Origin of the sequence: Klebsiella sp. AqSCr (assembly GCF_008452795.1) — a bacterium.
GTDB lineage: Bacteria > Pseudomonadota > Gammaproteobacteria > Enterobacterales > Enterobacteriaceae > Klebsiella > Klebsiella pneumoniae.
Window position 1 is genome coordinate 1 of the sequence record NZ_MJDM01000044.1, and the last position, 24,848, is coordinate 24,848.

General features: G+C 53.7%; 24 protein-coding genes and 1 pseudogene. 6 read left to right on the forward strand and 19 right to left on the reverse strand.

Features of this window, described 5'->3' with window-relative positions:
• Positions 1 to 63: 63 nt before the first annotated feature.
• Positions 64 to 273 (forward strand): LysR substrate-binding domain-containing protein, encoded by a 210-nt coding sequence (locus tag BHE81_RS26345; protein ID WP_077255705.1) that lies wholly within the window; start codon positions 64 to 66, stop codon positions 271 to 273.
• 68 nt (positions 274 to 341) lie between these two features.
• Here the strand turns inward: BHE81_RS26345 and BHE81_RS26350 are convergent, their stop codons facing one another.
• The 10 genes from BHE81_RS26350 to BHE81_RS26395 form a co-directional block, all read right to left on the reverse strand.
• Entirely contained in the window at positions 342 to 1,250 is a 909-nt protein-coding gene (locus BHE81_RS26350; protein ID WP_032413424.1) for a LysR family transcriptional regulator, read from the reverse strand.
• Positions 1,251 to 1,821: 571 nt separating this feature from the next.
• Positions 1,822 to 2,643, reverse strand: a complete 822-nt coding sequence (locus BHE81_RS26355) for a M55 family metallopeptidase (protein ID WP_015065586.1) — start codon at positions 2,641 to 2,643, stop codon at positions 1,822 to 1,824.
• Positions 2,640 to 3,683, reverse strand: coding sequence for a P1 family peptidase (locus BHE81_RS26360; RefSeq protein ID WP_023328922.1), 1,044 nt, complete (start codon positions 3,681 to 3,683; stop codon positions 2,640 to 2,642). The genes BHE81_RS26355 and BHE81_RS26360 overlap by 4 nt, the downstream gene beginning before the upstream one ends.
• Positions 3,684 to 3,685: 2 nt before the next feature.
• A complete protein-coding gene (locus BHE81_RS26365; RefSeq protein ID WP_023328923.1) occupies positions 3,686 to 4,570 on the reverse strand; it encodes an ABC transporter permease subunit in 885 nt (294 codons plus the stop codon).
• The gene (locus tag BHE81_RS26370; RefSeq protein ID WP_149888857.1) at positions 4,567 to 5,499 is read right to left on the reverse strand and encodes an ABC transporter permease; all 933 of its coding nucleotides are present in this window, start codon (positions 5,497 to 5,499) and stop codon (positions 4,567 to 4,569) included. The genes BHE81_RS26365 and BHE81_RS26370 overlap by 4 nt, the downstream gene beginning before the upstream one ends.
• Before the next feature lie 81 nt (positions 5,500 to 5,580).
• The gene (locus BHE81_RS26375) at positions 5,581 to 7,122 is read right to left on the reverse strand and encodes a glutathione ABC transporter substrate-binding protein (protein WP_015065582.1); all 1,542 of its coding nucleotides are present in this window, start codon (positions 7,120 to 7,122) and stop codon (positions 5,581 to 5,583) included.
• A 22-nt stretch (positions 7,123 to 7,144) separates the two neighbouring features.
• On the reverse strand, positions 7,145 to 9,010 hold the full coding sequence (locus BHE81_RS26380) for an ABC transporter ATP-binding protein (RefSeq protein ID WP_015065581.1): 1,866 nt from the start codon (positions 9,008 to 9,010) through the stop codon (positions 7,145 to 7,147).
• A 15-nt stretch (positions 9,011 to 9,025) separates the two neighbouring features.
• Positions 9,026 to 9,991 carry an N-acetyl-D-Glu racemase DgcA gene (gene dgcA / locus BHE81_RS26385; RefSeq protein ID WP_023328925.1) on the reverse strand — a complete coding sequence of 322 codons (966 nt, stop codon included), beginning with the start codon at positions 9,989 to 9,991 and terminating at the stop codon, positions 9,026 to 9,028.
• A 1-nt stretch (position 9,992) separates the two neighbouring features.
• Positions 9,993 to 11,000, reverse strand: coding sequence for an N-acetyltransferase DgcN (gene dgcN / locus BHE81_RS26390; RefSeq protein ID WP_032413314.1), 1,008 nt, complete (start codon positions 10,998 to 11,000; stop codon positions 9,993 to 9,995).
• Positions 11,001 to 11,391: 391 nt separating this feature from the next.
• A complete protein-coding gene (locus tag BHE81_RS26395; RefSeq protein ID WP_032415000.1) occupies positions 11,392 to 11,781 on the reverse strand; it encodes a tautomerase family protein in 390 nt (129 codons plus the stop codon).
• A 119-nt stretch (positions 11,782 to 11,900) separates the two neighbouring features.
• On the opposite strand from BHE81_RS26395, the pseudogene BHE81_RS26400 reads away from it, so the two are divergent.
• The 3 genes and pseudogenes from BHE81_RS26400 to BHE81_RS29075 all read left to right on the forward strand — a co-directional run.
• Positions 11,901 to 12,125: pseudogene (locus BHE81_RS26400) on the forward strand (LysR family transcriptional regulator); the annotation flags it as partial.
• Between the two features lie 68 nt (positions 12,126 to 12,193).
• Positions 12,194 to 13,174 carry an IS5-like element ISKpn26 family transposase gene (locus BHE81_RS26405; RefSeq protein WP_032414998.1) on the forward strand — a complete coding sequence of 327 codons (981 nt, stop codon included), beginning with the start codon at positions 12,194 to 12,196 and terminating at the stop codon, positions 13,172 to 13,174.
• Entirely contained in the window at positions 13,156 to 13,395 is a 240-nt protein-coding gene (locus tag BHE81_RS29075; RefSeq protein ID WP_305956163.1) for a hypothetical protein, read from the forward strand. The genes BHE81_RS26405 and BHE81_RS29075 overlap by 19 nt, the downstream gene beginning before the upstream one ends.
• Before the next feature lie 75 nt (positions 13,396 to 13,470).
• Here the strand turns inward: BHE81_RS29075 and BHE81_RS26410 are convergent, their stop codons facing one another.
• From BHE81_RS26410 to pcoA, 7 genes are all read right to left on the reverse strand, one after another.
• A complete protein-coding gene (locus tag BHE81_RS26410) occupies positions 13,471 to 13,905 on the reverse strand; it encodes a hypothetical protein (protein ID WP_004118347.1) in 435 nt (144 codons plus the stop codon).
• A gap of 215 nt (positions 13,906 to 14,120) precedes the next feature.
• Entirely contained in the window at positions 14,121 to 15,521 is a 1,401-nt protein-coding gene (gene pcoS, locus BHE81_RS26415; protein WP_032414995.1) for a copper resistance membrane spanning protein PcoS, read from the reverse strand.
• The gene (gene pcoR, locus BHE81_RS26420; RefSeq protein ID WP_001188930.1) at positions 15,518 to 16,198 is read right to left on the reverse strand and encodes a copper response regulator transcription factor PcoR; all 681 of its coding nucleotides are present in this window, start codon (positions 16,196 to 16,198) and stop codon (positions 15,518 to 15,520) included. Before pcoR ends, pcoS begins: the two co-directional genes overlap by 4 nt.
• A 54-nt stretch (positions 16,199 to 16,252) precedes the next feature.
• Complete coding sequence (gene pcoD / locus BHE81_RS26425) at positions 16,253 to 17,131, reverse strand: copper resistance inner membrane protein PcoD (RefSeq protein WP_080821469.1); 879 nt, start codon at positions 17,129 to 17,131, stop codon at positions 16,253 to 16,255.
• A 55-nt stretch (positions 17,132 to 17,186) separates the two neighbouring features.
• Entirely contained in the window at positions 17,187 to 17,567 is a 381-nt protein-coding gene (gene pcoC / locus BHE81_RS26430; RefSeq protein WP_000025662.1) for a copper resistance system metallochaperone PcoC, read from the reverse strand.
• 39 nt (positions 17,568 to 17,606) lie between these two features.
• On the reverse strand, positions 17,607 to 18,497 hold the full coding sequence (gene pcoB / locus BHE81_RS26435; RefSeq protein ID WP_001378118.1) for a copper resistance outer membrane transporter PcoB: 891 nt from the start codon (positions 18,495 to 18,497) through the stop codon (positions 17,607 to 17,609).
• Between the two features lie 5 nt (positions 18,498 to 18,502).
• Complete coding sequence (gene pcoA, locus BHE81_RS26440) at positions 18,503 to 20,320, reverse strand: multicopper oxidase PcoA (protein WP_000925242.1); 1,818 nt, start codon at positions 20,318 to 20,320, stop codon at positions 18,503 to 18,505.
• 233 nt (positions 20,321 to 20,553) lie between these two features.
• On the opposite strand from pcoA, the gene BHE81_RS26445 reads away from it, so the two are divergent.
• Both BHE81_RS26445 and BHE81_RS26450 read left to right on the forward strand, forming a co-directional pair.
• A complete protein-coding gene (locus BHE81_RS26445) occupies positions 20,554 to 21,003 on the forward strand; it encodes a copper resistance protein (RefSeq protein WP_001023257.1) in 450 nt (149 codons plus the stop codon).
• Between the two features lie 288 nt (positions 21,004 to 21,291).
• The gene (locus BHE81_RS26450; RefSeq protein ID WP_004118669.1) at positions 21,292 to 22,029 is read left to right on the forward strand and encodes a peptidoglycan DD-metalloendopeptidase family protein; all 738 of its coding nucleotides are present in this window, start codon (positions 21,292 to 21,294) and stop codon (positions 22,027 to 22,029) included.
• 33 nt (positions 22,030 to 22,062) lie between these two features.
• On the opposite strand, the gene BHE81_RS26455 is transcribed toward BHE81_RS26450, so the two are convergent.
• Both BHE81_RS26455 and silP read right to left on the reverse strand, forming a co-directional pair.
• On the reverse strand, positions 22,063 to 22,260 hold the full coding sequence (locus BHE81_RS26455; RefSeq protein WP_000843497.1) for a DUF2933 domain-containing protein: 198 nt from the start codon (positions 22,258 to 22,260) through the stop codon (positions 22,063 to 22,065).
• A 40-nt stretch (positions 22,261 to 22,300) separates the two neighbouring features.
• Positions 22,301 to 24,748 (reverse strand): Ag(+)-translocating P-type ATPase SilP, encoded by a 2,448-nt coding sequence (gene silP, locus BHE81_RS26460; RefSeq protein WP_032414993.1) that lies wholly within the window; start codon positions 24,746 to 24,748, stop codon positions 22,301 to 22,303.
• Positions 24,749 to 24,848 lie beyond the last annotated feature (100 nt).

Consider the following 24,848-nt stretch of genomic DNA (forward strand, 5'->3'; position numbering starts at 1 on the left):
GAAACAGAAGCCACTGGAGCACCTCAAAAACACCATCATACACTAAATCAGTAAGTTGGCACCATTACCGATGCTGCCATCGCCGGATTAGGCATGGCTTATGTACCGGAGCGCTATGCACAGCACGGGCTGGATACACAGCGCCTGGTAACCGTGCTGGACGACTGGACAATCACCTCGCAAGGTATCGCACTCTATTTTCCACAAAACCGGCACATGCCCGTCGCGTTACGACTGTTTGTCGACACCGTGAAAGCCACAACGCGCATCTGAAAAGCCCGACCAGGGCCGTTCAGGCGCGGCGAAAGGCCTGAACGCACCTCGTACCACCGTTTATTTGCTCAGTCACAAATAAACTGCGCTTCGCACTGGCGGGCGATTTCCCACAGCCTGTTGCGAATGACCTGCTTAAGTTGCAGCGTGGACTGGGACTGGGGTTGATCACGACGGCTGATCAGCATCACTTCAAACGGCAACGGCTGTGCGACGGGGAGTAATTTTAGCTGTTCGGCATAGCGGCAAGCCGTGAACAGATCCACCACGCCCACACCGCCGCCTGCCAGTACCATATCCGCAATCACCGAGTAGGTTTTAATCGATAACGACACTGCCGGATTCAGCTTTTTATCGCGTAGCGCGCGGTGCAGGACGCGCCCAAGCGGATCCTGGGTCTGCATCATCAGCAGGTTATTCGCGCATAACCATGCCAGCGTAACGGGCTCATGTTGGGGATGATTTGGCGGCAGTAGCGCCACCATTGACGACTGAAACAGCGGTTCCGCCAGCAGCGCTGCATCCACCTGCTGACCAAAGACCAGGGCGAAATCAAGCTGATTCTCCAGGATCATTTGGCATAAGGTACTAAAGTGTTCCGTGACCAGTTCAACGCTGACCGAGGGCACCTGTTGTCGCCAGGTGACCAATGCCGGTGCCAACACCATTTGACCGAAAGCGTGAGCCGCACCAACACGGACGATCTGCCCTTCGCCGCGTCGCAGTTGTTCAGTGAGCTGGGTGATGGATTGTAAGCGTTGGTAGAGATCTTCCACCTCTGGCAGCAGCCGTCGCCCTTCTGCCGTGACGCTCATGCCCTGGATACGCCGCTCAAACAGCGCAAAGCCCAGTTGCTGTTCTGCATGATTCAGCACGCGGCTGATATTGGGCTGCGATACGTTGAGCAGGCGCGCGGCTGCGCTGATGCTGCCGGTCTGTACGATGGCCTGAAAGACTTCTATGTGACGGAGCCGCATCATTATTTACCCTGTGTGGATTCAGCTACCCGCAGGCCGCTGTGATGCACCCTTTTCAGCGCTTCACTTACAGCACCGCCAACGCCTGAATCAAAATTGAAAACCTGAACCATCTGTCATCTCACCCGCGGTACGGGCAAAGAAACGGCCAGCGCCTGAATCTGTCCTGCCTCTGTCGTTATTCCTTACTGCCGATACGATCCGGGCGGGTAAAGACAGGACAACCCCTGCTGCAAAAATTGTACCGTAAAACAGAGGGAGGCGAAGGGACCCGCTACCGCCTTGCGCTGAAATAAGGCGGCGCCGGGCTTATGCAAGGGGAAACAGGTGCAAATCGCGCCGGTATCGGTCCATTTCCCCTCACTGGCTGAATCATTGAAAAGGGTAAAGCCAGGCGTTCGCCCTGCCATGGTGCAGCGGGGAGACGGCCGGGTTATCTCATGTGGATCGACGGTGCCTGGTGGCGGATTGTCGGTCAGTGCGCACGATCGCGCCCGGCGGCGATGTTTCTGAAAAAAGGAAGCTGCAGGGGCGAAGGTTACCCGCCCCTGACCTCATGGCTGTCCCTGTGCTACGACTGGGTACTCGCCAGGTAAGAAAATGCACTGAGCAAGCTGATCAACGTCTCCATCCGCTCTGCCTGATATCCCACGGTAACCGCATCGATGCGCGTGACGCCGGGGATCAGGCTGAACAGATCGGCCAACACGGGTTTACTGGCCTGAAGCTGCATATGATAAGGCGCGGTCAACCGGGTCGTGCGCGTATCGCGCTGATGCTCAAGCGCGGCGCGTGCAGCACTGCCTATGGCACGTTGTGCCGCTTTGGGACTAATGGATTCTGCGCAGGTATGGGAAATGGCGCGTTTGACACAAACGTAGTCAACCGTTGGGTAATACTCTGCTATCCAGCTCTGCAGCTGATCGTCGCCCGTGACCAGCCACAGTGGCGTGCCCTGCTCAGCGGCGGCAGCGGCGTAAATATCGGTTTCGCCCATCACCAGGCCATTGATATGGATACGCCAGAATGCACGGCCATTAATGGTGTGCGCCAGTACGCCGGGTTCGCCTGCTGCGCTGTGATAGCCCACCAGAAATAATCCGTCGAACGTCTGCTGTTCTATGCCTTCAACCATCGACAAGCCGCGCGGTTTGCCCTGCACCAGCCGGGCGCGGGGATCAAGATTTTCTGCCCGCAGGTTGGTCATTTGCGCATGGCTGTCTGCAACGACCACCTCCGTTGCGCCTCCCGCGAACGCCCCCTCAATCGCGGCATTCACTTCCTGTTCCATCAGACCACGGGCCAACTGATATTCCGGGTTGCCGGGTGTGCATTGCTCCGGACGCATAACGCCCGCGATACCTTCAATATCGGCAGAAATAAAAATTTTCATGTGGTTAACCTGTCCAGAATCTGAGTCAGTGAGGGGCGATGGTGACCCCGAAAGCCGGTAACAGGCTCTGCGCTCAACAAGGCATCGAGTACAGCCTGTTCGGTGGCATCTGCCGCGGCGGCAAGCAGCGGCTCCAGCATGGCGTCCTGCGGCGGTTGCGGCAGCGGTTGCGTTGAAAACGCTACGGCGATATCGCCCGAGCCGTGGCCCCAGTAGCTGCCCAGCCGCCCGAGGCCGGCACCGGCACGCTTCGCGATACGCTTCAACTGACGCGCATCCAGCGGCGCATCCGTCGCCATCACGATGATGACAGAACCGGCATCACGTTGCGGTGCCTCTCCTGCCAGCAGCGGTGCAATCACTTCACCGAGTCGCACACCGTCAAGCGTGAGCGCGCTGAGCGCGCCAAAATTCGCCAGCACCAGCACTCCCAGCGTGGCATTGAGCGACGGAATAACACGCGAGGCCGTGCCGATCCCGCCCTTCAGATTAAAACAGCTCATCCCGCGTCCTGCGCCAACGCTGCCGCGGGAAAAGTGCGCTGCGGCTGTATGCAATGCTTCCTGCGCCATCGCCTCACTGATGGCCAGCGCCTGAATATCATTGAGCCAGCCGTCGTTGCACTCCAGGGCCAGCGGGTTCACCGTCGGCAGCGTCCGCCCGAGTTCCGGGTTACGACGGATGGCATCCCGTACCAGCGCGGTAAACAGCGTGCCCACCGCCAGCGTGTTACTGAGCAGAATCGGCGTGTGTAACACACCCAGCTCCTCGACCTGTGTCAGTCCGACCGGTTTCGCAAAGCCATTCAGAACTTCAGCTCCGCACGGCAGCGGCGTGAGATACAGGTTATCACCCGGCGGAACGATAGCGGTGACGCCAGTCTGCCGCTCTCCCTCAGCCAGCGTGACGTGGCCGACGCGCACACCAGCCACATCGCTGATGCGATTAGTGGGGCCGCATGCGCTACGCGGCTGCCCCAACTGACGCTCGTTACGCCAGCGATCCAGCAGCAGTTCGCACTGCAGTTGTTGAAAGTCCATCATCAGCCCTTAAGTTTCGGGTCGAGCGTGTCACGCAGCGCGTCGCCGAGCAGGTTAAACGCCAGCACCGTGATAAAAATCGCCAGCCCCGGAAACACGCTCATGTGCCACGCGCCCGCCATCATCATGCTCCGGCTCATGGCCAGAATATTGCCCCATTCAGGCACATCCGGCTCCGGTCCGAGGCCAATAAAGCTTAAGCCTGCCGCTGTGAGAATACTGGTGCCAATGCGCATCGTAAAATAAACAATGACGCTGGAAAGCGTGCCCGGCAGAATATGGCGCAGGATAATGATTCGGTCGGGTGCACCGGCACAGCGCACGGCTTCCACATAGGCAGCCTGTCTCAATGACAGCGTGGAGGCGCGAACAATCCGGGCAAAGACGGGCACGCTGAACACCGCGACGGCGATGATGACATTGTTCAGGCCCGTTCCCAGAAGCGCCACCACCGCAATGGCCAGCAGCATGCCGGGAAACGCGAATAACACATCAGCACCGCGCATGATCAGCATATCGACCCAGCTACCGTAATAGCCCGCCAGCAACCCCAGCACGACGCCGACAATCATGCCGAGCGTCACGGACAGCACGCCGACATACAGCGAAATACGCGCCCCATAGATAATACGGCTGAGCAGGTCGCGCCCCAGTTCATCGGTGCCCATCCAGTGTGCTGCCGAAGGGGGCGAGGATAACGCCATCCAGTCGGGTGCCATCGGATCCCAGGGAGCCAGCCAGGGCGCAAAGATCGCCACCAGAATCAGCAGCAGGACAAATCCGCCAGAAACCAGCGCCAGAGGATTGCGCACAAAAGCATGCAGGAAATCGCGCCACGGCGAGCGAATAACCTGAGGCGGGTTATCAGTCAGCGATTGATGACTCATCTCGGCTCCTGTCGCAGACGAATTGCCGGATTGACGACCGCGTAAAGCAGATCCACCAGCAGATTAATGACGATAAATTCAAATACAAACAGCATCACCAGCGCCTGAATGACCGGCTGATCCTGCGCTTTGATAGACTCAATTAACAGCCAGCCTAACCCTGGCCAGTTGAAGACGCTTTCCACGACAATCGAACCGCCCAGCAGAAAACCAAACTGCAACCCCAGCATGGTGATTACTGGGATGAGCGCGTTACGCATCACGTGTTTCCACGTCACCAGACGGTTACGCAGCCCTTTAGCTTTCGCGGTGCGCACGTAATCTTCCTGTGCCACTTCAAGGAAAGCCGAGCGGGTAAAGCGTGCCATGACCGCCGCAACGGACGATCCCAGCGTGATGGCGGGCAGGACAATATCGCTGGCCTTGTTAAAGCCGCTGACCGAGAACAGGCCAAAAGGCATCGCAACGAACTGGATTAGCAGCAGCCCCAGCCAGAACGCCGGCATCGAGATACCGCCCACCGCCACGCTCATTAGCGTCCAGTCTTGCCATTTCCCTCGTTTCAGGGCCGCGAATACGCCAAGCATCAGGCCGAGAAGCACAGACCAGGCGAAACCGGCTAAGGCGAGCCACAGTGTGGGCAGGAAGCCCTGCTTAATCACCTGCAGCACCGGTTGCTGGGTGCGGTACGTGGTGCCAAGATCGCCATGTAACAGGCTGTCTATCCAGTTAACATACTGCTGCGGCAACGAGTCGTTGAGCCCGAGGTGCTGACGTGCCGCTTCGACCGCTTCAATCGGTGCATCCGGCCCGGCATAAATGCGCGCCGGATCGCCCGGCAGCAGCTTGATGAAACCGAAAACCAGCAGCGAGACCACCAGCAAAACCGGGATCATCTCCAGCAATCGGCGAATGATGTATGCAAACATGCCATTCCCTGAAATAAAGGTGAAACGGGAAGCCTCACGTGCCGCCGTAACCGGCAAGGGCACGTGAGGGACATCCGCGACTTATTTAAACGACGCCTGAGTAAACAACAGATTGCCATCAGGCAGCATCGAAACGCCGCTCAGGGTGCTGCGTTTGCCTACCAGATTGTCTGGCGTGCCAAGGAACGCCACGGGGGCCTCTTTCCACAACAGCTTTTGCGCTTGTGCATAGGCGATACCACGTTTTGCCGGATCGGCCGTCGCCAGCCCGGCAGCAATCGCCTTGTCGACATCAGGATTGCTGAAATAGGAGACATTGTACGAGGTAGGTACCCAGGATTCGGTGGCGAACAGCGGACGCAGAGCCCAGTCGGCATCGCCTGTAGACGTCGACCAGCCGCCATAATAGAGGTCAAATTCGGCTTTTTTCGGGTCCTGAACGCCCCACAGCTTCGCGTTGCGCGTTCCGGAATCCATCGGTGTCACCGTGGCGCGAATACCCACCGTGGCCAGTTGCGCCTTCAGCACCTGGGCGGCGCGCACGCTGGCGGTCGCATTGGTGACCCAGAGCTTGAGATCCAGCCCATTCGGGTAGCCCGCCGCTTTCAGCAACGCTTTGGCCTTATCCGGCGCATAGTGGTAATCGGGATCGCTCTGCTTCTCATAGAACTGCACCCCTTCCGGCATCGCGGAGGTGGCCGGTTTACCCAAACCGGCAAAGGCCACCTTCAACCACAGATTACGGTCAATCGCATAGTTGATTGCCTGGCGCACGCGGACATCGGCCAGTGGCTTATGCTGCGTATTGATCGCCATGTAATAGAGATAGATGCTCGGATCGCGCTGAATCGCGAGGTTGCTGTCCTGCTTCACCGCCGCGATCAGATCCGAAGGCAAAGGCCAAATGGCATCCACCTGACCCGATTTCAACGCGGCAACCCGTGTCGCATCTTCCGGACTGGGTGAGAAGATCACCTGATCGACTTTGGGCCAGCCCTGCCGCCAGTAACCGTCATACTTCGCCAGCGTGACCGCTTTGCCCGGTGTCCAGTTTACGAATTTAAATGGTCCGGTCCCCACCGGATGCAGCCGCAACTGGGCCTCGTCCGGATACTGTTTCAGAACCGACGGGCTCCACATCACCGCCGAAGGGTGCGCCAGCGTGTTAATAAAAGCACCAAATGACTGATTGAGTGAGATTTTCACCTGATCGGGTGCCAGCACCGTCACCTTATCGATCATTTTGTACAGGCTGTTGCGCTTCAGCCCTTTTTTCTGGTCAGCCAGACGATCAAGGTTCGCTTTGACCGCTTCCGCATCAAAAGGCGTACCGTCCTGGAAGGTAACGCCTTTACGCAGCGTCAGCGTAAATTCCGTCGCACTGTCGTTGGAGGTGTAACCGGTCGCCAGCCAGGGCTCCAGCTTCATCTGGGGATCAAACTGAAACAGGCGCTCAAAGATACCGCTTTGCACCGAGTAGCTGACATTATCCGAGGTATCGTGCGGATCGAGCCCCGTAATATCGGCATACATTGAAATGCGCAGATCCTGTGCCTGCGCGGTCATGACCAGTGTCGTCGTTAAGGCGAGGGCGAGTGAAGTACGGCGGAACAGCGTTTTCATAAAATCTCCTGGTCGTTAAGGATTATCGCAATGCAATGCCGTCAGCGACCCAGTGTTGCGGTGCAACCTGCCGATAACGGGGTTTCGTGACCGTTTCGCCCACCTTTCGCAACGGCGAAGGGATTTCGCTGTCATCAAAACGGCGAGGCTGACGGTTCTCGGGATCTGCCACCGGCACGGAGGCCAGCAGACGTTGGGTATAAGGATGTTGCGGTTGATTAAAGACCGACTGGCGCGGTCCGAGCTCGACAATCTGGCCGAGGTACATCACCGCCACGCGGTTGGCAATGCGCTCGACGACCGCCATATCATGAGAGATGAATATCCAGGCTACGCCCGTTTGCTGCTGGAGATCCATCATCAGATTCACCACCTGCGCCTGAATTGAAACGTCAAGGGCCGATACGGCTTCATCAGCAATAATCACTTTCGGTTTCAGGGCCATCGCGCGGGCAATGGCAATACGCTGGCGCTGACCGCCCGAAAATTCGTGCGGATAACGGCGCGCGTGCTCCGGCAACAGCCCGACGCTTGTCAGCAGCGCATCAATGTGTGGAGAAGCCTGTTCCAGTGAGTCCACCATGCCATGCAACAGCAACGGCTCGGCAATGGTAAACCCCACCGTCAGACGTGGATTCAGTGACGCATAGGGGTCCTGAAACACCATCTGAATTTCACGGCGCAGCGGCTGGAATGCCGTCTCTTTCAGATGAGAGATTTCCTTTCCTTCAAAGTGGATGCTTTCCGCCTCACTGGCGATCAGGCGCATCAGCGCACGCCCGGTGGTCGATTTACCGCAGCCGCTTTCACCCACGATGGCCAGGGTTTCACCCGGCCACAGACTGAAATCAATCTGCTCAACCGCATGCACATGATGCGTATGGGTCGAGAAGATGCCGCTGCGGATGGGGTAATACACTTTTAACCCACGTACATCGAGTAGCGGTTCGCTGTCGTAGCGCGCCGTCAGCTGTTCGTGTTGCGCCACCTGTTGTGCACCCAACAGAGGAAAGCGTTGCGGCCACGCGTATTCGCGCATGTCGCCCAGTTTTGGCACGGCTGCCAGCAACGCTTTGGTATATGCATGCTGCGGGGCGGCAAAAATCTCTGACACGGTGCCCTGCTCGACCACTTCGCCACGCAGCATGACCACAACACGATCCGCAATTTCCGCCACAACGCCCATATCATGGGTGATAAACAACACCGCCATGTTCTTCTCGCGTTGCAACTCACGCAGGATATGTAAAATGCGCGCCTGTACGGTGACGTCCAGCGCCGTCGTGGGTTCGTCGGCAATCAGGAGTTGCGGATCACAGGCCAGCGCCTGAGCAATCATCACGCGCTGGCGCATTCCGCCGGACAGCGCGTGCGGATAGCTTTTCATGACGCGATCGACATCGGCAATACGTACCTGTCGCAGCAGTTCACGTACGCGCGCATGAGCCTGTTTCTTGTCGCACTGATGATGGTCGCGTAACGCTTCGGTGAGTTGATCATCGATACGCAGCACCGGATTCAGTGAGGTCATCGGCTCCTGAAAGATCATCGCCATTTCACGGCCACGCAACGTGCGGCGCTGACTGTCATCCAGCGTTTCTAACGCATGAACTTCTCCGCGGCGATCGCGAAACTGCATGCTGCCGCGATCGATACGGCCGCTGCTCGCCAGCAAGCCCATCACGGCCAGCGACGTGACTGATTTACCTGAGCCGCTCTCGCCCACCACGGCGACAATTTCGCCTGGATAAATGGCGAAACTGATGCCTTTTAGCGCCTGATTCTCACCACTGCGTCCACGAAATGAGACGCTAAGGTTCTGAACAGCAAGCACCGGTGATGCACCGTCAGCACGTGTGGCAGAAGAAGTGAGTCGTGTGTCCGTCATCAATGCCTCGTCGCGTTACAGCCAGATACGGCCATCGGAGTAATTCAAAAAAGGAGAGCTGTCAGCCGCCAGCCAGATCGGGCCATCTAAATCGACGTGCTCTGCGTGCACCGCCACGGGCAATGCCGCTTCCATCGCCAGGGATGAACCCAGCATGCAGCCGACCATGATGCGCATGTTCTGCTTGTGCGCTTCATCGACCATCGCCAGCGCTTCCGTCAGACCTCCGCACTTATCCAGCTTGATGTTGATCATCTCGTAGCGATGACGCAGGCTGGCAATGTCCTCTCGCGTGTGGCAACTCTCGTCCGCACAGACGGGAACAGGATGACGGAAGCGTTGCAGGTCATGATCCTGACCAGCGGGAAGCGGTTGCTCGACCATCGCGATGTTAAAGGCCTGAAGCGCCACCAGCAGGCTTTCCAGATCCATTCCCGACCAGGCTTCATTGGCATCGATAATGAGCGTCGCACGCGGGGCCGCCGCACGAATCGCCGCCACTTTTTCCAGAACCGCATCGCGGTCAAGCTTGATTTTGAGCAGGATGGCACCCCGCGAGACGGCATCCGCCGCCGCCAGCGCCATGTTTTCCAGCGTATCGAGGCTGAGGGTTTCCGCCGTGACGACCGAGCGTGGCGGCGGGCATGCACTTTGTTGCCAGAGCGTTTGACTGGCCCGTGCGGCGTCAAGTCGCCACAGTGCGCAGTCCAGAACATTGCGCGCGGAACCGGCGGGCAAACGGTGTTGCAGATCATCGCGGCTCAGGCCTGCTTCCACGTCAGCACGTACCGCCTCAAGCTGGGCCTGAACGCTGTCTGGCGTTTCATCGTAGCGCGCCGTTGGTGTACATTCGCCCTGCCCAATAAAGCCGTTTTGCTCAAGCGTGACGCGGATAACCGTCACGGCGGTACGCACACCGCGCGAGATAGCAAACGGTCGCGCCAGCGGCAGTTCCACCACGTTGATCTGCACCTGTCTCATCTCAGCCCCGCTCCTGAAGCAGCGCGGCGATGTCATCGATACCAAAACGCACCGGATCGGTTGCCGGTAAACCGAATTCGGCACAGATTTCAGCACAATAGGCGCGCGCGTCTTCTTCCGTGTAGTTTGAGGTGTTAATCGCAAAGCCAGCCAGTTGAACGGACTCACTGGTCACCCGGGCGGCGCGCAGATTGGCTTCCACGCAGTCTTTCAGGCTAACCATCGGTTGATGCGGCAAATGGCGCATATGCGGACGGCCCATTTCATGGCACATCACCAACCAGTGTGGTTGCGCACCGTGCATAAGCCCCATACTGACGCCCGCGTAAGAGGGATGGAACAACGATCCCTGCCCTTCCACGATATCCCAGTGATCATCATCGTTGGCAGGAGACAGGGCTTCTGCCGCACCGGCAATAAAGTCCGCGATTACCGCATCCACAGCAATGCCTTCCCCTGCAACCAGAATCCCGGTCTGTCCCGTGGCACGAAAATCCGCTTTCATTCCGCGCGCACGCATTGCCGCTTCCAGCGCCAGTGAGGTGTACATCTTGCCCACTGAGCAGTCGGTCCCCACCGTGAGTATCCGCTTGCCTGAACGCTTCTTACCGCTGCCAACACTCAGCTTCGGACGCATATGACGTAAATCGAAAAGCGCAACACCAAACGTCTCTGCCAGCGTGACCAGCTCGGGCCCATCTACCAGACGATGATGTAATCCGCTGGCCACGTTCATGCCGGCTTTGATGGCACTTTTCACCGTATCCAGCCAGTGTTCGGGCAGATATCCCCCTGCGTTGGCGGTGCCCAGCACCAGCGTTTTCGCGCCGCGCGCTTTGGCGCTGGCGATATCAAGTTCATCCAGCCCCAGGCTGACCGTACAGCCCGGCAGTTTAATTTCGCCAACGCACTGTTCCGGTCGCCAGATATGAATACCGCGCGCCGTTTTTGCCGCGAGGGGATCGGTAACATCGCCAAGAAAAAGTAAATAGGGTTGTGGGATTAGCATGAGAGTTCTCGTTTCAGACAAAGGTAAGGTTCTGAAACCACTATTTCATGCGTGTTGAAAAGTGACGAATGCTTGTTTGGTTGCGGGGTATAACGGCAGGCTATAGTCAGATAAAAAACTAATGGCAACCGCGTTATTTCAACGAATCAGGGTGAAATCGGCCCCGGTGCCGGGGCGAGTCATATGAAAAGGATAATATCCGCCGGGGAATCCATGGAGAGATATCGCTTTATGTCAGTCAACGGGAAGCAAGGCCGTCTACTTCGACGCTGTCTTTCATAATGCCCCGGCATGGTATCGGGTGCCACGGATAACACGCTTTGGGGCGTGGTGAGGATGTTATCTTTCCTCTCAAAACGCTGTGACTGACAACCGAGAGGAAACGCGGTAATTACAGCTTTCCGGTCAGATACTGTGCTTCACCATCCGCAAAGCTCCAGTCACCCGGCGCATTGGTAATAAAGCTGATCATCAAATCTTTCCCTTCCACCCCACAGTGTTCTGCCAGTTCCCGTGCCAGTTCCGCCATGAAACGCGTTTTTTGCTCTTCACTTCTCGGGCTGGTAAACACCCGGACCATCACCAGACGGTCGCTGCGTTCAAACCCCAGCCCGGTATCCTGGAACACCATCTGGTAATTTTTATTTTCGTGAACAATCTGATAACGGTCACGTTCGGGAACGTTAAACGCGGTGAGCACAGCCCGATGTGCAGCGTCCAGCATTGTTCTGATTTCCGTAGCAGAACGTCCCTCATTGATGTCGAATGTCAGCAATGGCATAAATAAACCCTCGGTTGGTCTAAATCGTAAGTGTATGATGTCGCGCTATGTTGACGACGGCTGTTGAAAAGAAAAAGAGACAGGGCTGAAATGATTATTCGCTATTTTGAACAATCCCGATGAAAGCATTCCGAACGGATGAACTGTGGGTGCATTTGTACTGGCTGACGGTACTCGCTGAAGCGGGAAGTTTTACCCGCGCGGCTGATCGGCTGGAGGTCAGCAAGGCAGCCATGAGTCAGAAAATCAAAGAGCTGGAGAATATGGCCGGCACAGCACTGGTGCAGCGCACTACCCGCAGCGTCCGTCTGACCTCGGCGGGCGAAAAACTGGTGGACAACTTGGGAAGGTGCGAACAAGTTCCTGATATGAGATCATCATATTCATCCGGAGCGCATCCCAGAGGGACATCATGAGCCATCAACTCACCTTCGCCGATAGTGAATTCAGCACTAAGCGCCGTCAGACCCGAAAAGAGATTTTCCTCTCCCGCATGGAGCAGATTCTGCCATGGCAGAATATGACCGCTGTCATCGAGCCGTTTTATCCCAAGGCGGGCAATGGCCGACGGCCCTATCCGCTGGAGACCATGCTGCGTATTCACTGCATGCAGCATTGGTACAACCTGAGCGACGGTGCCATGGAAGATGCCCTGTACGAAATCGCCTCCATGCGCCTGTTTGCCCGATTATCCCTGGATAGCGCCCTGCCGGATCGCACCACCATCATGAATTTCCGCCACCTGCTCGAGCAGCATCAACTGGCCCGTCAATTGTTCAAGACCATCAATCGCTGGCTGGCCGAAGCAGGCGTCATGATGACCCAAGGCACTTTGGTGGATGCCACCATCATTGAGGCACCCAGCTCTACCAAGAACAAAGAGCAGCAACGCGATCCGGAGATGCATCAGACCAAGAAAGGCAATCAGTGGCACTTTGGCATGAAGGCCCACATTGGTGTCGATGCCAAGAGTGGCCTGACCCACAGCCTAGTCACCACCGCGGCCAACGAGCATGACCTCAATCAGCTGGGTAATCTGCTTCATGGAGAGGAGCAATTTGTCTCAGCCGATGCCGGCTACCAAGGAGCGCCACAGCGCGAGGAGCTGGCCGAGGTGGATGTGGACTGGCTGATCGCCGAGCGTCCCGGCAAGGTAAAAACCTTGAAGCAGCATCCGCGCAAGAACAAAACGGCCATCAACATCGAATATATGAAAGCCAGCATCCGTGCCAAGGTGGAGCACCCGTTTCGCATCATCAAGCGGCAGTTCGGCTTCGTGAAAGCCAGATACAGGGGGCTGCTGAAAAACGATAACCAACTGGCGATGTTATTCACCCCGGCCAACCTGTTTCGGGTGGACCAAATGATACGTCAGTGGGAGAGATCTCAGTAAAAACCGGAAATAACGCCAGAAATGGTGGAAAAAATAGCCTAAATAGGCTGATTCGATGTGTTTGCGGGAAAAAAATCGGCCCAGATCCGCGAAATTTTAATCAGCGAGTCAGCTTGGGAAGAAATGACCTGCTTATTCGCACCTTCCTTAATTGTGAGGTCGACATGACCAAAAAAAACATTGTGTATGGACTCTTTCATTATTATTCATTTCGCTTATAAAAAAAACGCTCCCGGACGGGAGCGTAAGCCAGTGACTTCGGCGTCAAATGAGGGTGTGACAAGTGGAGCTGCGGGTTAATTCTGGGTGATCTGGCTGCGATGCTTTTCCGCCTGTTGCTGATGAATAACGGAAGACTGGCCATTATTCGCCTTCTCATGCACAACAGCGGCTTTCTCATGCTCGCTCATTTCGGAAAATGGCTTAGCAGTTTCTTGGGTGTTCTCAGGTTTGGCTTTCATCATTTTTTTATGCATTTCAGCCATGTCCTGATGGGCGGCAGAATTGCCGTTTTGCATCATTTCATGGGACATTGCGGCCTGATCGTGACCGCTCATATCCATCATTTTCATGCTCTCCCCCTGAACTGCACTTTTTTCAGCGGATGATTGCATCTGATGGGCAGGCGCCTGGGCATTATTTACCTGGTCATGCATGTTCATTGTCTCTGCAGCCCAGGCAGATGAAGCGACAGCCATCATGGCAATAAAGGATACAAGGATCTTTTTCATGGTTGGGTCTCCGGTGTTTTCATACCCGAACAATCAATGCTTATAACAGAGAAAGCATTTGATCTCAGGGCTGGTTGATCATCACGCCAGGAACCGGGCGATTGAATTATCACGCTGTCCTGATTTATGGCTGATTATAAAAAACCGCCTCTGTTTATCGCGTGACTGAACGATGACATTTTTGTCACCTTCCGGGTTTCTCCTGAATAACGGTATTAATCCATTAACAGACGCACACTGAACACAATTTCCCGCCCCTGCTGTTCTGCTGACAGCTCGCCGCCGTGAGCATGAATGATCGACCTTGTAATTGATAATCCCAGCCCCGCGCCTTCCGTGTTGTAGAACCTTGATGAGTCTGCGCGATAGAACCGGTCAAACAAACGTTCCAGATTAGCGGGAACCTGGCCGGACATCGTATTCGTAATCATCACGTTCACACAGTCACTGTCACGCTCAATGTGTATCGCTGTACAGGTGTTATCGGGAGAATACTTGATTGCATTGGAAAGCAGGTTACTGAAAGCACGTCGGAGCATATCGCTGTCTCCGGCAACAACGCCCTCTCCTTCAACCGTGATTGTCTTTCCTGTTTCGTCTGCCAGGGGCTCGAACAACTCACGTAATTCATTCAGTTCGGCTGCCAGATCCACATCATGTTTATCCAGCCGCAGCAGACCATGCTCTGAACGTGCCAGAAAAAGCATGTCACTGGTCATTCGTGACAACCTTTTCAGTTCTTCCAGGTTAGCGAATAAAATTTCGCGGTAATGCGAAACATCCCTTTCCTTAGCCAGTGCAAACTGCGTCTGCATCATCAGATTACTGACTGGTGTGCGCAGCTCATGCGCGATGTCAGACGAGAAATCTGACAGTTTCCGGAATGCCCCCTCCAGGCGATCAAACATATTATTGAACTCCTGCATGGTCTCAGAGATTTCCGGCGGAGCCAGATCGGGATTTAGACGCTGATCCAGGCTGTGTACGGTCATGGAGGAAGCCAGACTGGTCATTTCCCGTAGCGGTTTCAGACCAATACGTGTGGTCAGCCAGCCCAGAAAAACAGAAATAAAGACCAGACCGATATTGAACCAGAACAGCCAGGTACTGAGTTTGTCCATAAACAGGGTGTGATACCCAGTATCCGTGGCAACCGTAATGATGACATGTTTGCTTTTACCCTGTTCCGGCGTCACGGCAACCCGCCGCGAGATACTGCGGTACACGGTGTTATTTTCTTCCGTCTGGATCATATAGTCGAGAATATCACCCGACTTATTAAGCAGGACCGCTGGAACAACAGAATTTTTGGCATAGAGTTCAACAATTTTTTCATTTTCCATGTTTTTTATAGAAATGAATAAGCCATTGTGCCCCACCATCGCATCGTTTATTTTTTCTGATAATGACTTAATATCCGTTTTGTTCCTGAACGTCTCTGTTTTAATAAACTCTTCGGTGAGCTGAAGTTTACCTGTCAGAAAATCGCGGTCCTGATTATCGAAATAGCCATTCAGGGTGCTAATCAGGATAAAACTTGATAACCACCATACCGTAAGCATCACCGCAGAAAAAATCAGGCTCAGGCGTGTGGTCAGGGAAATTTTGAACCTCACTCTTCTCTGATCTCCAGGACATATCCGGCACCGCGAACGGTATGGATCAGTTTTGGCTCAAAGTCATCATCAATTTTACTTCTCAGACGTCTCACGGCGACATCAATCACATTCGTATCACTGTCAAAATTCATGTTCCAGACCAGGGACGAGATAAGACTCCTGGGTAACACTTCTCCGGTGCGTTGCAGCAGCAACTCAAGCAGAACGTATTCTTTACCGGTGAGATGGATCTTCTTCCCCGAACGGATCACGGTCCGGCGCACCATATCAACGGTCATATCGGCGATGGTGCAGACTGTTGCGGCCTGCGAGCGTGCCCGGCGCAGTAGGGTTCTTACACGTGCAACCAGCTCCGTAAAATCAAAGGGCTTAATCAGGTAGTCATCTGCGCCAAGCTCCAGTCCTTTCACTTTGTCCCGCACGTTGTCCTTTGCGGTTAAAAACAGGACCGGTTCTTCGTGCCCGGACTCCCTCAGTGCGCTGATGATTTGCCACCCGTCGAGGAAAGGCAGCATCACGTCCAGTATTATCAAATCATACTGTCCCTTCGACGCGGCCCCGAGACCATCGCGGCCATTATTAAAGAGATCGGCCTGATAGCCTTCCTCAACCAGTCCCTGCTGCAGGTAACGACCTGTTTTTTGTTCGTCTTCAACGATTAAAATACGCTGCATGGTCAACTCGCTGATATGAAAGTAAAAATCTCACGCATGAGCTTTGGCTGTCCCCTAGCTGATCTGAGACGGAGCAAGCATTCCAAGCCACGCTACGGCGCCCAGAATGATAATCGCAACAACGAATTCTGTCAGGATGCTGTTTCGCATCAGGGCAACGCTGCGATCATAATTCCCTTCCCTGACCATAACTTCAAGCCGGGGACCCAGGTGAAACCGGTTTGCTGCAGCCAGAAGAAGCATCAGAACAAACAGAGCCGTCTTGGCAAGCAATATCCTCCCCCAGGAACTGTTGAATAAGGGAGTTAAGTTACCCTCAGCAATATACAGATAGTTGACCAGCGCACTCAGGATCAGGGCTACAACAATCACCGTTCCTGCCGTGGCAAATTTTGCCAGGGAGTCAGATATCACAATGACGCTCTGTGCATTATGCTCGTTTCTGCGCATCAGCAGGATAGCAAATGCAACCAGAGCACCTGTCCAGGCACCTGCAGCGCCGAGATGGGTCAGATCGCTCAGTAAATGGAGATAGTAATGCAGACCGTCATGCATAACGGCGTGTCCTCCCCAGGCAAGTGTAGCCAGCGCCACGCCCCCACTCATCGTCATCAGCAGGCAGGACAATACTCTCTTATTAGTGTAAAGGAACAAAGCACCGAGTGTGGTAAACAGGGCACAGAGCCTGACAATCCAGCTAATACCCACATCAGTTTCTTCTATCACCATCTCGATAACATGGATGGATAATTCTCTGAGGTCAGTTACTCCACTCATGGCATTAGATACCAGGAGCATATTAATGCCAGTAAGAATGATGCCTGTAACAACAGCAAAGGTTATAAACGACCTGAAATTAGTCAGGTTATAGGTTTCATGTCTGACACCGCTTATTCCATATATCTGAAAAAATGGCAATCCAAATATTACCATCAAATCCAGATAAAGAAGAAAACGAATAACAATCATAATCAGGTCGTTCATAATATTACTTCACTGTAAAGGTGTAATTACCGGTAATAGGGTGCGTATCTGAAGAAACCGCGCGCCAGTCAACACGATAAGTGCCAGCGGGTAAAGGCTCTCGCGGAATAATGACCATCGATTTAGGGTCAGCGCCTGGCGCCACTTTTGCCGCGACCGGCATCGGAGAATGTGATGACATGCCTTTCATACCCGTCATCGTTAATTTTGCACCTGAGAATTTCACGGTCAGATTTTCCGAGAAATTAAGCTGAATCTTTTCCGGGGCCGCTACGGCTGAATCAGCCTGTGGCACAGAGCTTTTTAATTCCGGATGGGCCATAGCAGAGAAAGCAACGCCCATAACGAGGCCACCTGTAAGAATGGCTTTATTTAAAATCGACATTTTATTTACCTGTTTAGTTGAGTGTTTTATATCAGTGCGTTAAAACCAGATTCTGGCTCCCGCCAGGAATACTACCTGATGGTCTTTCTCACCTTCTCTTTTCGCCATATCGGATGTTTTCCCGTAAAGTTGATTCCAGGAAACGCCTATATAGGGTGCAAACTCACGGCGTATTTCATAGCGCAGCCGGAGCCCCAGCTCTGTGTCAGTCAGTCCCCTGCCGCGACCCCGCGATTCATCATCCTGACTGTAGAAATTCACCTCATAGGATGGCTGGAGTATGAGCCGGTTAGTCAGTAAAACGTCGTATTCTCCTCCCAGACGAAGGGCTGCTTTTCCGCCATTACTGACAAAACCCGTAATTTCAGACTCAAAATTATAGAGTGCCAGCCCCTGAAAACCGACAGCAGCCCAGGTCCGGGCAGAAGCAGGTCTGAAATCCTGCCTGACACCCGCAACCAAATCCCACCATGGGCCAACCGCATGTCCCCAGAGTAACTGCGCTTCAGCCGCCTCCGTTTCCCCATTGCTTCGTTCACCTTCACTCTTTAGCCAAATCCGATCTGTGTCGCCTCCAATCCAGCTGTTAACACTCCAGCTGAAATTGTTGGTGTTATCCGACCGTTGCCATTCCAGTTGATCCAGCAGAACCAGATAATTAATCGCACTGTCGTGAATCGCATGCCCCTGTAAATTGCCGAATGCAGCCTTCCGGTCGGCATCGGTAACAGGCGGAATTGGCGTTCTGCTCTCAGTTACAATGGGCTCCATTGACGTCATCTCAGTGAAATTCTCATCTGCTGGCATCTGCATGGCAGACATGTCGTGCCCGGCGTGGGGATCTGCAGAGACGGAGCCCGCCGCAATAGAAAGCTGTGAGGTAAACAAACCGGCGACCAGAACAGGTATGGCCTTCAAATTTCTCTTCATTCGCATCATTCCTCCACCCGGACTTCACGAAACATTCCCATTTCCATGTGATAGAGCAAATGGCAGTGATACGCCCAGCGGCCAAGCGCATCTGCTGTCACTCTGTAACTGCGTTTTGTACCAGGGGGAACATCTATTGTGTGTTTACGAACCATGAAATTACCGTTTTCATCTTCCAGATCGCTCCACATACCATGCAGGTGAATGGGGTGAGTCATCATGGTATCGTTGATCAGCGTGATCCTGAGCCGCTCACCGTATTTCAGCAGCACCGGTGCGGCATCTGAAAACTTGATTCCGTTAAATGACCAGGCAAACTTTTCCATGTGGCCGGTTAAATGCAGTTCTATGGTACGGCCAGGTTCACGTCCGTCAGGATCCTCAAAGCGGCTTTTCAAATCCGCGTACGTGAGAACCTTTCTTCCGTTATTTCGAAGACCAATACCCGGATCATTTAATTTCGGAGAGACGCTCATCGCCTGCATATCAACCAGTGGGTTATCCGTTTCTGACGCAGGATGACTTTGCATACCCGGCATTCCGGCCATCCGGGAATGATCCATACCGGCCATGCTGCTGTGATCCATGGGCGCGGAGGATGTCCCGCTATCCGGAAGGTCAGCACCGTCCATAGACATCATCTCTCCGCTGTTATCCATGCCTCCCATCTGGCTGTGGTCCATTCCTGCCATATCATGTCCCATTCCCCCCATACCCATATCTTCCATGGTCAACAGAGGACGGGGATCGAGGGGGGGAACGGCAGCACTTAACCCTTCTCTCGTGGCCAGTGTCCCCCGAGCGTAACCGGTCCTGTCCATGGATTGTGCGAAGATGGTATAGGCCTCACCCTGAGGCTCCACAATGACATCATAGGTTTCGGCAACGGCAATCCTGAATTCGTCAACGGTAACCGGGTTTACATACTGGCCATCTGCAGCCACGACCGTCATTTTCAGCCCGGGGATACGGATATCGAAATAGGTCATTGCCGAGCCGTTGATAAACCGTAAGCGTATCTTTTCACCGGGACGGAACAGTCCGGTCCAGTTTTTCAGCGGGGCCTGCCCGTTCATGAGATAGGTGTAGGTGTAGCCACTGACATCCGCGAGGTCAGTCGGATTCATTTTCATTTCAGCCCACATTTTCCGATCGGCAATGGTGGCTGACAGCCCCCTGGTATTCACGTCGCGGAAAAAAGAGCCAACGGTTGGTTTATTGAAATTGTAGTAATCCGACTGTTTTTTTAATTTTTTCAGCAGGCTGTGAGGATTTTCATCGGTCCAGTCAGACAACATGACCACATGCTCACGATCGTAAGCAAACGGTTCTGGCTCCCTGGCATCGATGATAATGGCACCGTATACCCCCTCCTGTTCCTGCAGACCGGAATGGCTGTGGTACCAGTAAGTCCCGTTCTGCTTAACCTTAAAGGTGTAAACGTAGGTATCATCAGGCTCTATGCCCATAAAACTCAGCCCCGGAACACCATCCATATTGGCCGGAAGAATAATGCCGTGCCAGTGAATGGACGTCTGTTCATTAAGACGGTTTTTGACCTTCAGGGTAATGGTGTCACCTTCTTTCCAGCGAAGAACGGGCCCCGGCAGGCCTCCATTGATTGTTTTGGCCTGACGCTCACTGCCCGTGATATTGACGGCCGTTTCACCAATGGTCAGGTCAAACTGAGTACCCTGCAGGGATGCGGCAACTGGCAGGCTCAGACTGGAACGCGCATTGAAACTCCATACGCCAAGACTTCCGGCTACGCCAGAGAGGGTTAACCCCTTCAGGAAAGTTCGTCGAGACGTTTTCAACAGCATGCGCATTCCCTTATTTAAAGTATGGTTACTGACAGAATTCGAGAACCGATTTAAATTAAATTACTGGTTCATCCACTTACAATGAAATGAATCTAGCACACCTTAAGAAACAAATTCATTACAATCGTGTAATGTACGTGGCTGTATTACATTTACGTCATCTTCCCCACAGGTTGATTTTTTTATATATGATCATAAGGACATCTTTTATGTACCTCAGAAGGTAATTACACATGAATATATTAATCACGACCACTGCGTTTACAGCTTTATTTTGTGGGGCAGCTTTTGCTCAGTCCAGTGATATTGCCCATGAAGCACATCGATTTGTTAATAATGCCTCAGCCGTCAGTCATGTGAACTCCTCGACGCATGAAAACTTACCGGACAGGGTTAATAAAAACAACACGCCCTCATTCTCTGAAATGAATGAACATGAAAGGGCCATTGTTGCTCATTCATTTATGAACAACAGCGCGTCCTATGCGCATCAGAAAATGATTGAGGAACATAAAAAAATGCTGTCCGGCAGTGATGCAAATTCAAAGACCTCGTCTTCTTCTTTTAACGAACTGAATGCCGGAGAAAAAGCCGCTCTCGTGCATGAGCAGGTCAATAATGCCGGTGCGGAAGCACATCAGACGCAGGCAAGAAAGCTTCGCGGGCTGTATTCGACCAGGTAACTGCAGGCGGGTTAGTGCTTAGCGTCAGGTGCGCAGCAGGGCTTTACTGACGGGTTACGTAGCAGGACATGAGCCCCATATTGCTCTGCCGTAACCTGTTTCAGTCCCGTTAATCATCACCGTCGGGCTGGTCATACAGTTCCCAGAGCTTCAGGAGCAAACGGGAAACAAGATATGTTACAAAAATGACGACCATCAACGGTGCTCCCGATTAACTGACAGATGACACGCCTCCTGAAAACCCCTAGCATACGCCGCAGTGTTCATGCTAACGGCGAATTCCAGTAAATGTATTCTACCGATGTCGTAAAAGAAAATGCCTACCTTTCAGCCACCCGCTCGGGGCTGGAATCGAACGAGATCGCTACTCTTCAGCGCTCCTTGCCTTCCCGGTTTAATCTGCGGCATTTGAAAAAAAATGAATCATTAAAACTCGTACTGCAAAAGAAAGCGGGAAAATCACGTGTCGTGGCCTATAAATTTACGTCCGGTTCATTTAATTACACGGCGTATCGTATATCAGATAAAAAGTTCTATAACCTTTCCGATACTTCCGGGAAAGGCAGTCTCGATTATCCGTTACCGGCCACAGCAAGACTCAGTTCGCCTTTCAATCCTGCAAGACTTAACCCGGTATCGGGAAAAGTGAGTCCCCATAATGGCATTGATTATTCCATGCCCATGAACACGAAAATAGTCAGCGTCATCGACGGAAAAATCACCCGGGCCGAATACAACAGTACCATGGGATATTTTGTTGAAGTAACGGGAAAAGCCGGTGTTAAAACTCGCTATCTCCACCTCAATAAAATACTCGTTACTAAAGGGGCCAGGGTTACCCGGGGAGACGCTATTGCGTTATCCGGTAACAGCGGACGTTCATCCGGTCCTCATCTGCATTACGAGCTGGTCATCAATAACAATCCTGTTAACTCACTGGCGTTCCGGGCAGCGGCACCCGCTGATAACAAACTTGAACAGCATGCCTTTGCGCATGCCAGAGACTACGAACGATACCTGGACTGATAACGGGGCCGCGACGCGGCCCCGTCTGCCGGATTAATTTTTTTTATCGTTTTCACTTCCTTGATGTTGATGATCTCCATGCCCTCCGTGGCCGTGGAAAAGATGCATTAGCGGGCAGACCAGCAATAACAGATATGGCCAGTAACCTGCCACATGTGACCAGTGTTCGCGCAGGAGGGCAAATGCCGCAATCGCGGCGACAGCAATAAGCGCATAGGTGGTACTTTTCATACCGGACTCCTTCTGTTAGTAACAGACCCTTCATTCAGGGTTATTTCCCGAGCCTGACACTTTTCAGACGCAACGCATTTGCAATGACGCTAACGGAGGAAAGGGCCATAGCCGCCGCCGCAATAACTGGCGACAGCAGTATTCCATACACAGGATAAAGCAGACCTGCAGCTACAGGCACCCCAAGAGCATTGTAGATAAACGCAAAAAACAGATTCTGCCGGATATTTTTCATGGTGATTTCTGACAGATGACGGGCCCTGTTGAGTATCATCAAATCGCCTTTGAGAAGGGTAACGCCAGCACTTTCTATTGCCACATCTGTACCCGTTCCCATGGCTATACCCACGTCAGCCGCTGCCAGCGCCGGGGCATCATTCACACCGTCTCCGGCCATCGCAACCACATGGCCAGACGCTTTCAGTCGGGTTATCACTGCTTTTTTGCCATCCGGCAGAATCCCGGCTTCAACCTCATCTATTCCCAGTTTCCGTGCGACTGCTTCAGCAGTAAGCTGGTTATCCCCGGTGAGCATAACAATGCGGATCCCCGCCTGACGCAAAGCTTTAAGCGCATCCGGCGTGGTTGCTTTCACGGGATCCGAGATAGCTATCAGGCCTGCAAGGTTCCCGTCTGTGGCCACATAGATAACGGTAGCGCCTTCCATCCGCAACGTATCCGCAACGGCCTTTTGATTATCAATAACGATACTGTTTTCCTGCATAGCCAGTTCATTACCAATAACAACCCGTTGACCTTCGACATCGCCTGAGACACCTTTCCCCGACGGGGCATTGAAATTACTGACGGCAGGTATCACGATCCCCTTTTCATGCGCGGCTCTGACAACAGCCATACCCAACGGATGCTGCGAACCTTTTTCCACTGCAGCTGTTACACGTAAAAGAGATATTTCCCCACCCGGACTGAGACTGATAATCCCTGTCACCGTAGGCGAACCTTCCGTGAGCGTGCCTGTTTTGTCGACAACCAGCGTGTCCACTTTTTCAAGACGCTCAAGGGCTTCGGCATTCCTGATTAACACCCCGGCCTGGGCGCCTTTGCCCACCCCCACCATTATCGACATCGGCGTGGCCAGTCCCAGCGCGCAGGGACAGGCAATAATCAGGACCGACACAGCCGCAATGAGACCGTGCGCCATCCTGGGCTCGGGCCCCCAGACAGACCAGATCAAGAAAGCAACAACCGCGATAAGTATCACCAGAGGAACAAACCAGCCTGAAACGCTGTCTGCCATTCTCTGGATGGGGGCACGCGAACGCTGTGCATCAGCGACCATCTGAACAATTCGTGAGAGCATCGTTTCATCACCGACTTTCTCTGCACGGATGATAAGACTACCTGTCTGATTAATCGTCCCCCCAATGACAGGGTCACCCTTCGTTTTGGTAACCGGCATAGACTCCCCGGTCACCATCGATTCATCAACGGTTGTTTTGCCTTCGATCACGATACCGTCGACCGGAATACTCTCTCCAGGTCTGATGCGGAGCTTATCGCCAGGCAGGACATCTTCCGCATTAATATCCGTTTCATGACCGTCATGATCCAGCCGTCTGGCGGTTTTGGGGGCAAGGTTCAGAAGCGCAGTAATGGCGCCTGAGGTTTGTTCCCGTGCCCGCAGCTCAAGAACCTGTCCCAGCAGAACAAGCACCGTAATAACTGCTGCGGCTTCAAAATAAACGGCCACCAGGCCATCCATGTTTCTGAACGATGCAGGAAACCAGGAGGGGAAGACGGTTGCAATGACGCTGTAAACCCAGGCTACGCCGGTCCCCATTGCAACAAGGGTAAACATATTCAGGGAGCGGTTACGTAACGACATTCCGGCCCGGGCGAAGAATGGCCAGCCACACCACAACACGACAGGGGAGGCCAGAAGCAACTGCAGCCATGTGTTGTACTGTGGCGGTACTGTATTCCTCAAGTCGGGAAACAGATGAGATCCCATTTCGAGTACCAGAACCGGAAACGCCAGCAACAACCCCAGCCAGAAGCGTCTTGTCATGTCGTGAAGTTCATCACTCGGCCCCGTGGATGCCGTAGCTACGAGCGGCTCCAGTGCCATTCCACAGACAGGACAGCTTCCGGGACCACTGCGGCGTATCTCCGGGTGCATCGGACATGTCCACACACCTTCAGAATTCTCTTTTTCCGCCTGGTTGTGAGGCTGTTTTATCTGATCAGGGCTGACTTCGTGATGATCGTGGTGATGGTGATGGGAATGTTCACTGGCATCTTCGGTAAGATAACGATCGGGATGGGCTTTAAATTTACTCTCACAGCTGGCGGAGCAGAAATAAAGTTGGTGGTCCTGGTATCGAATGCTGCTGTGCGCCCTGTCGGGCAGGATGGCCATCCCGCACACGGGATCTCTCACCTTATGCAATACGTGGCCCTCGTCCGGGGATAATGTCTGCTCAGAAGCAGTCTGGTTGTTGTGTTGCACTGCATTGTCATTTTTCACAGTAACTCTCCTTATGCATACCGAAGCATCTTCTGTCTTCAGGGTATGTCATGGATGCGATTACCACGAATATCGCCGGCACAGGAGTGCCTGCTACCGG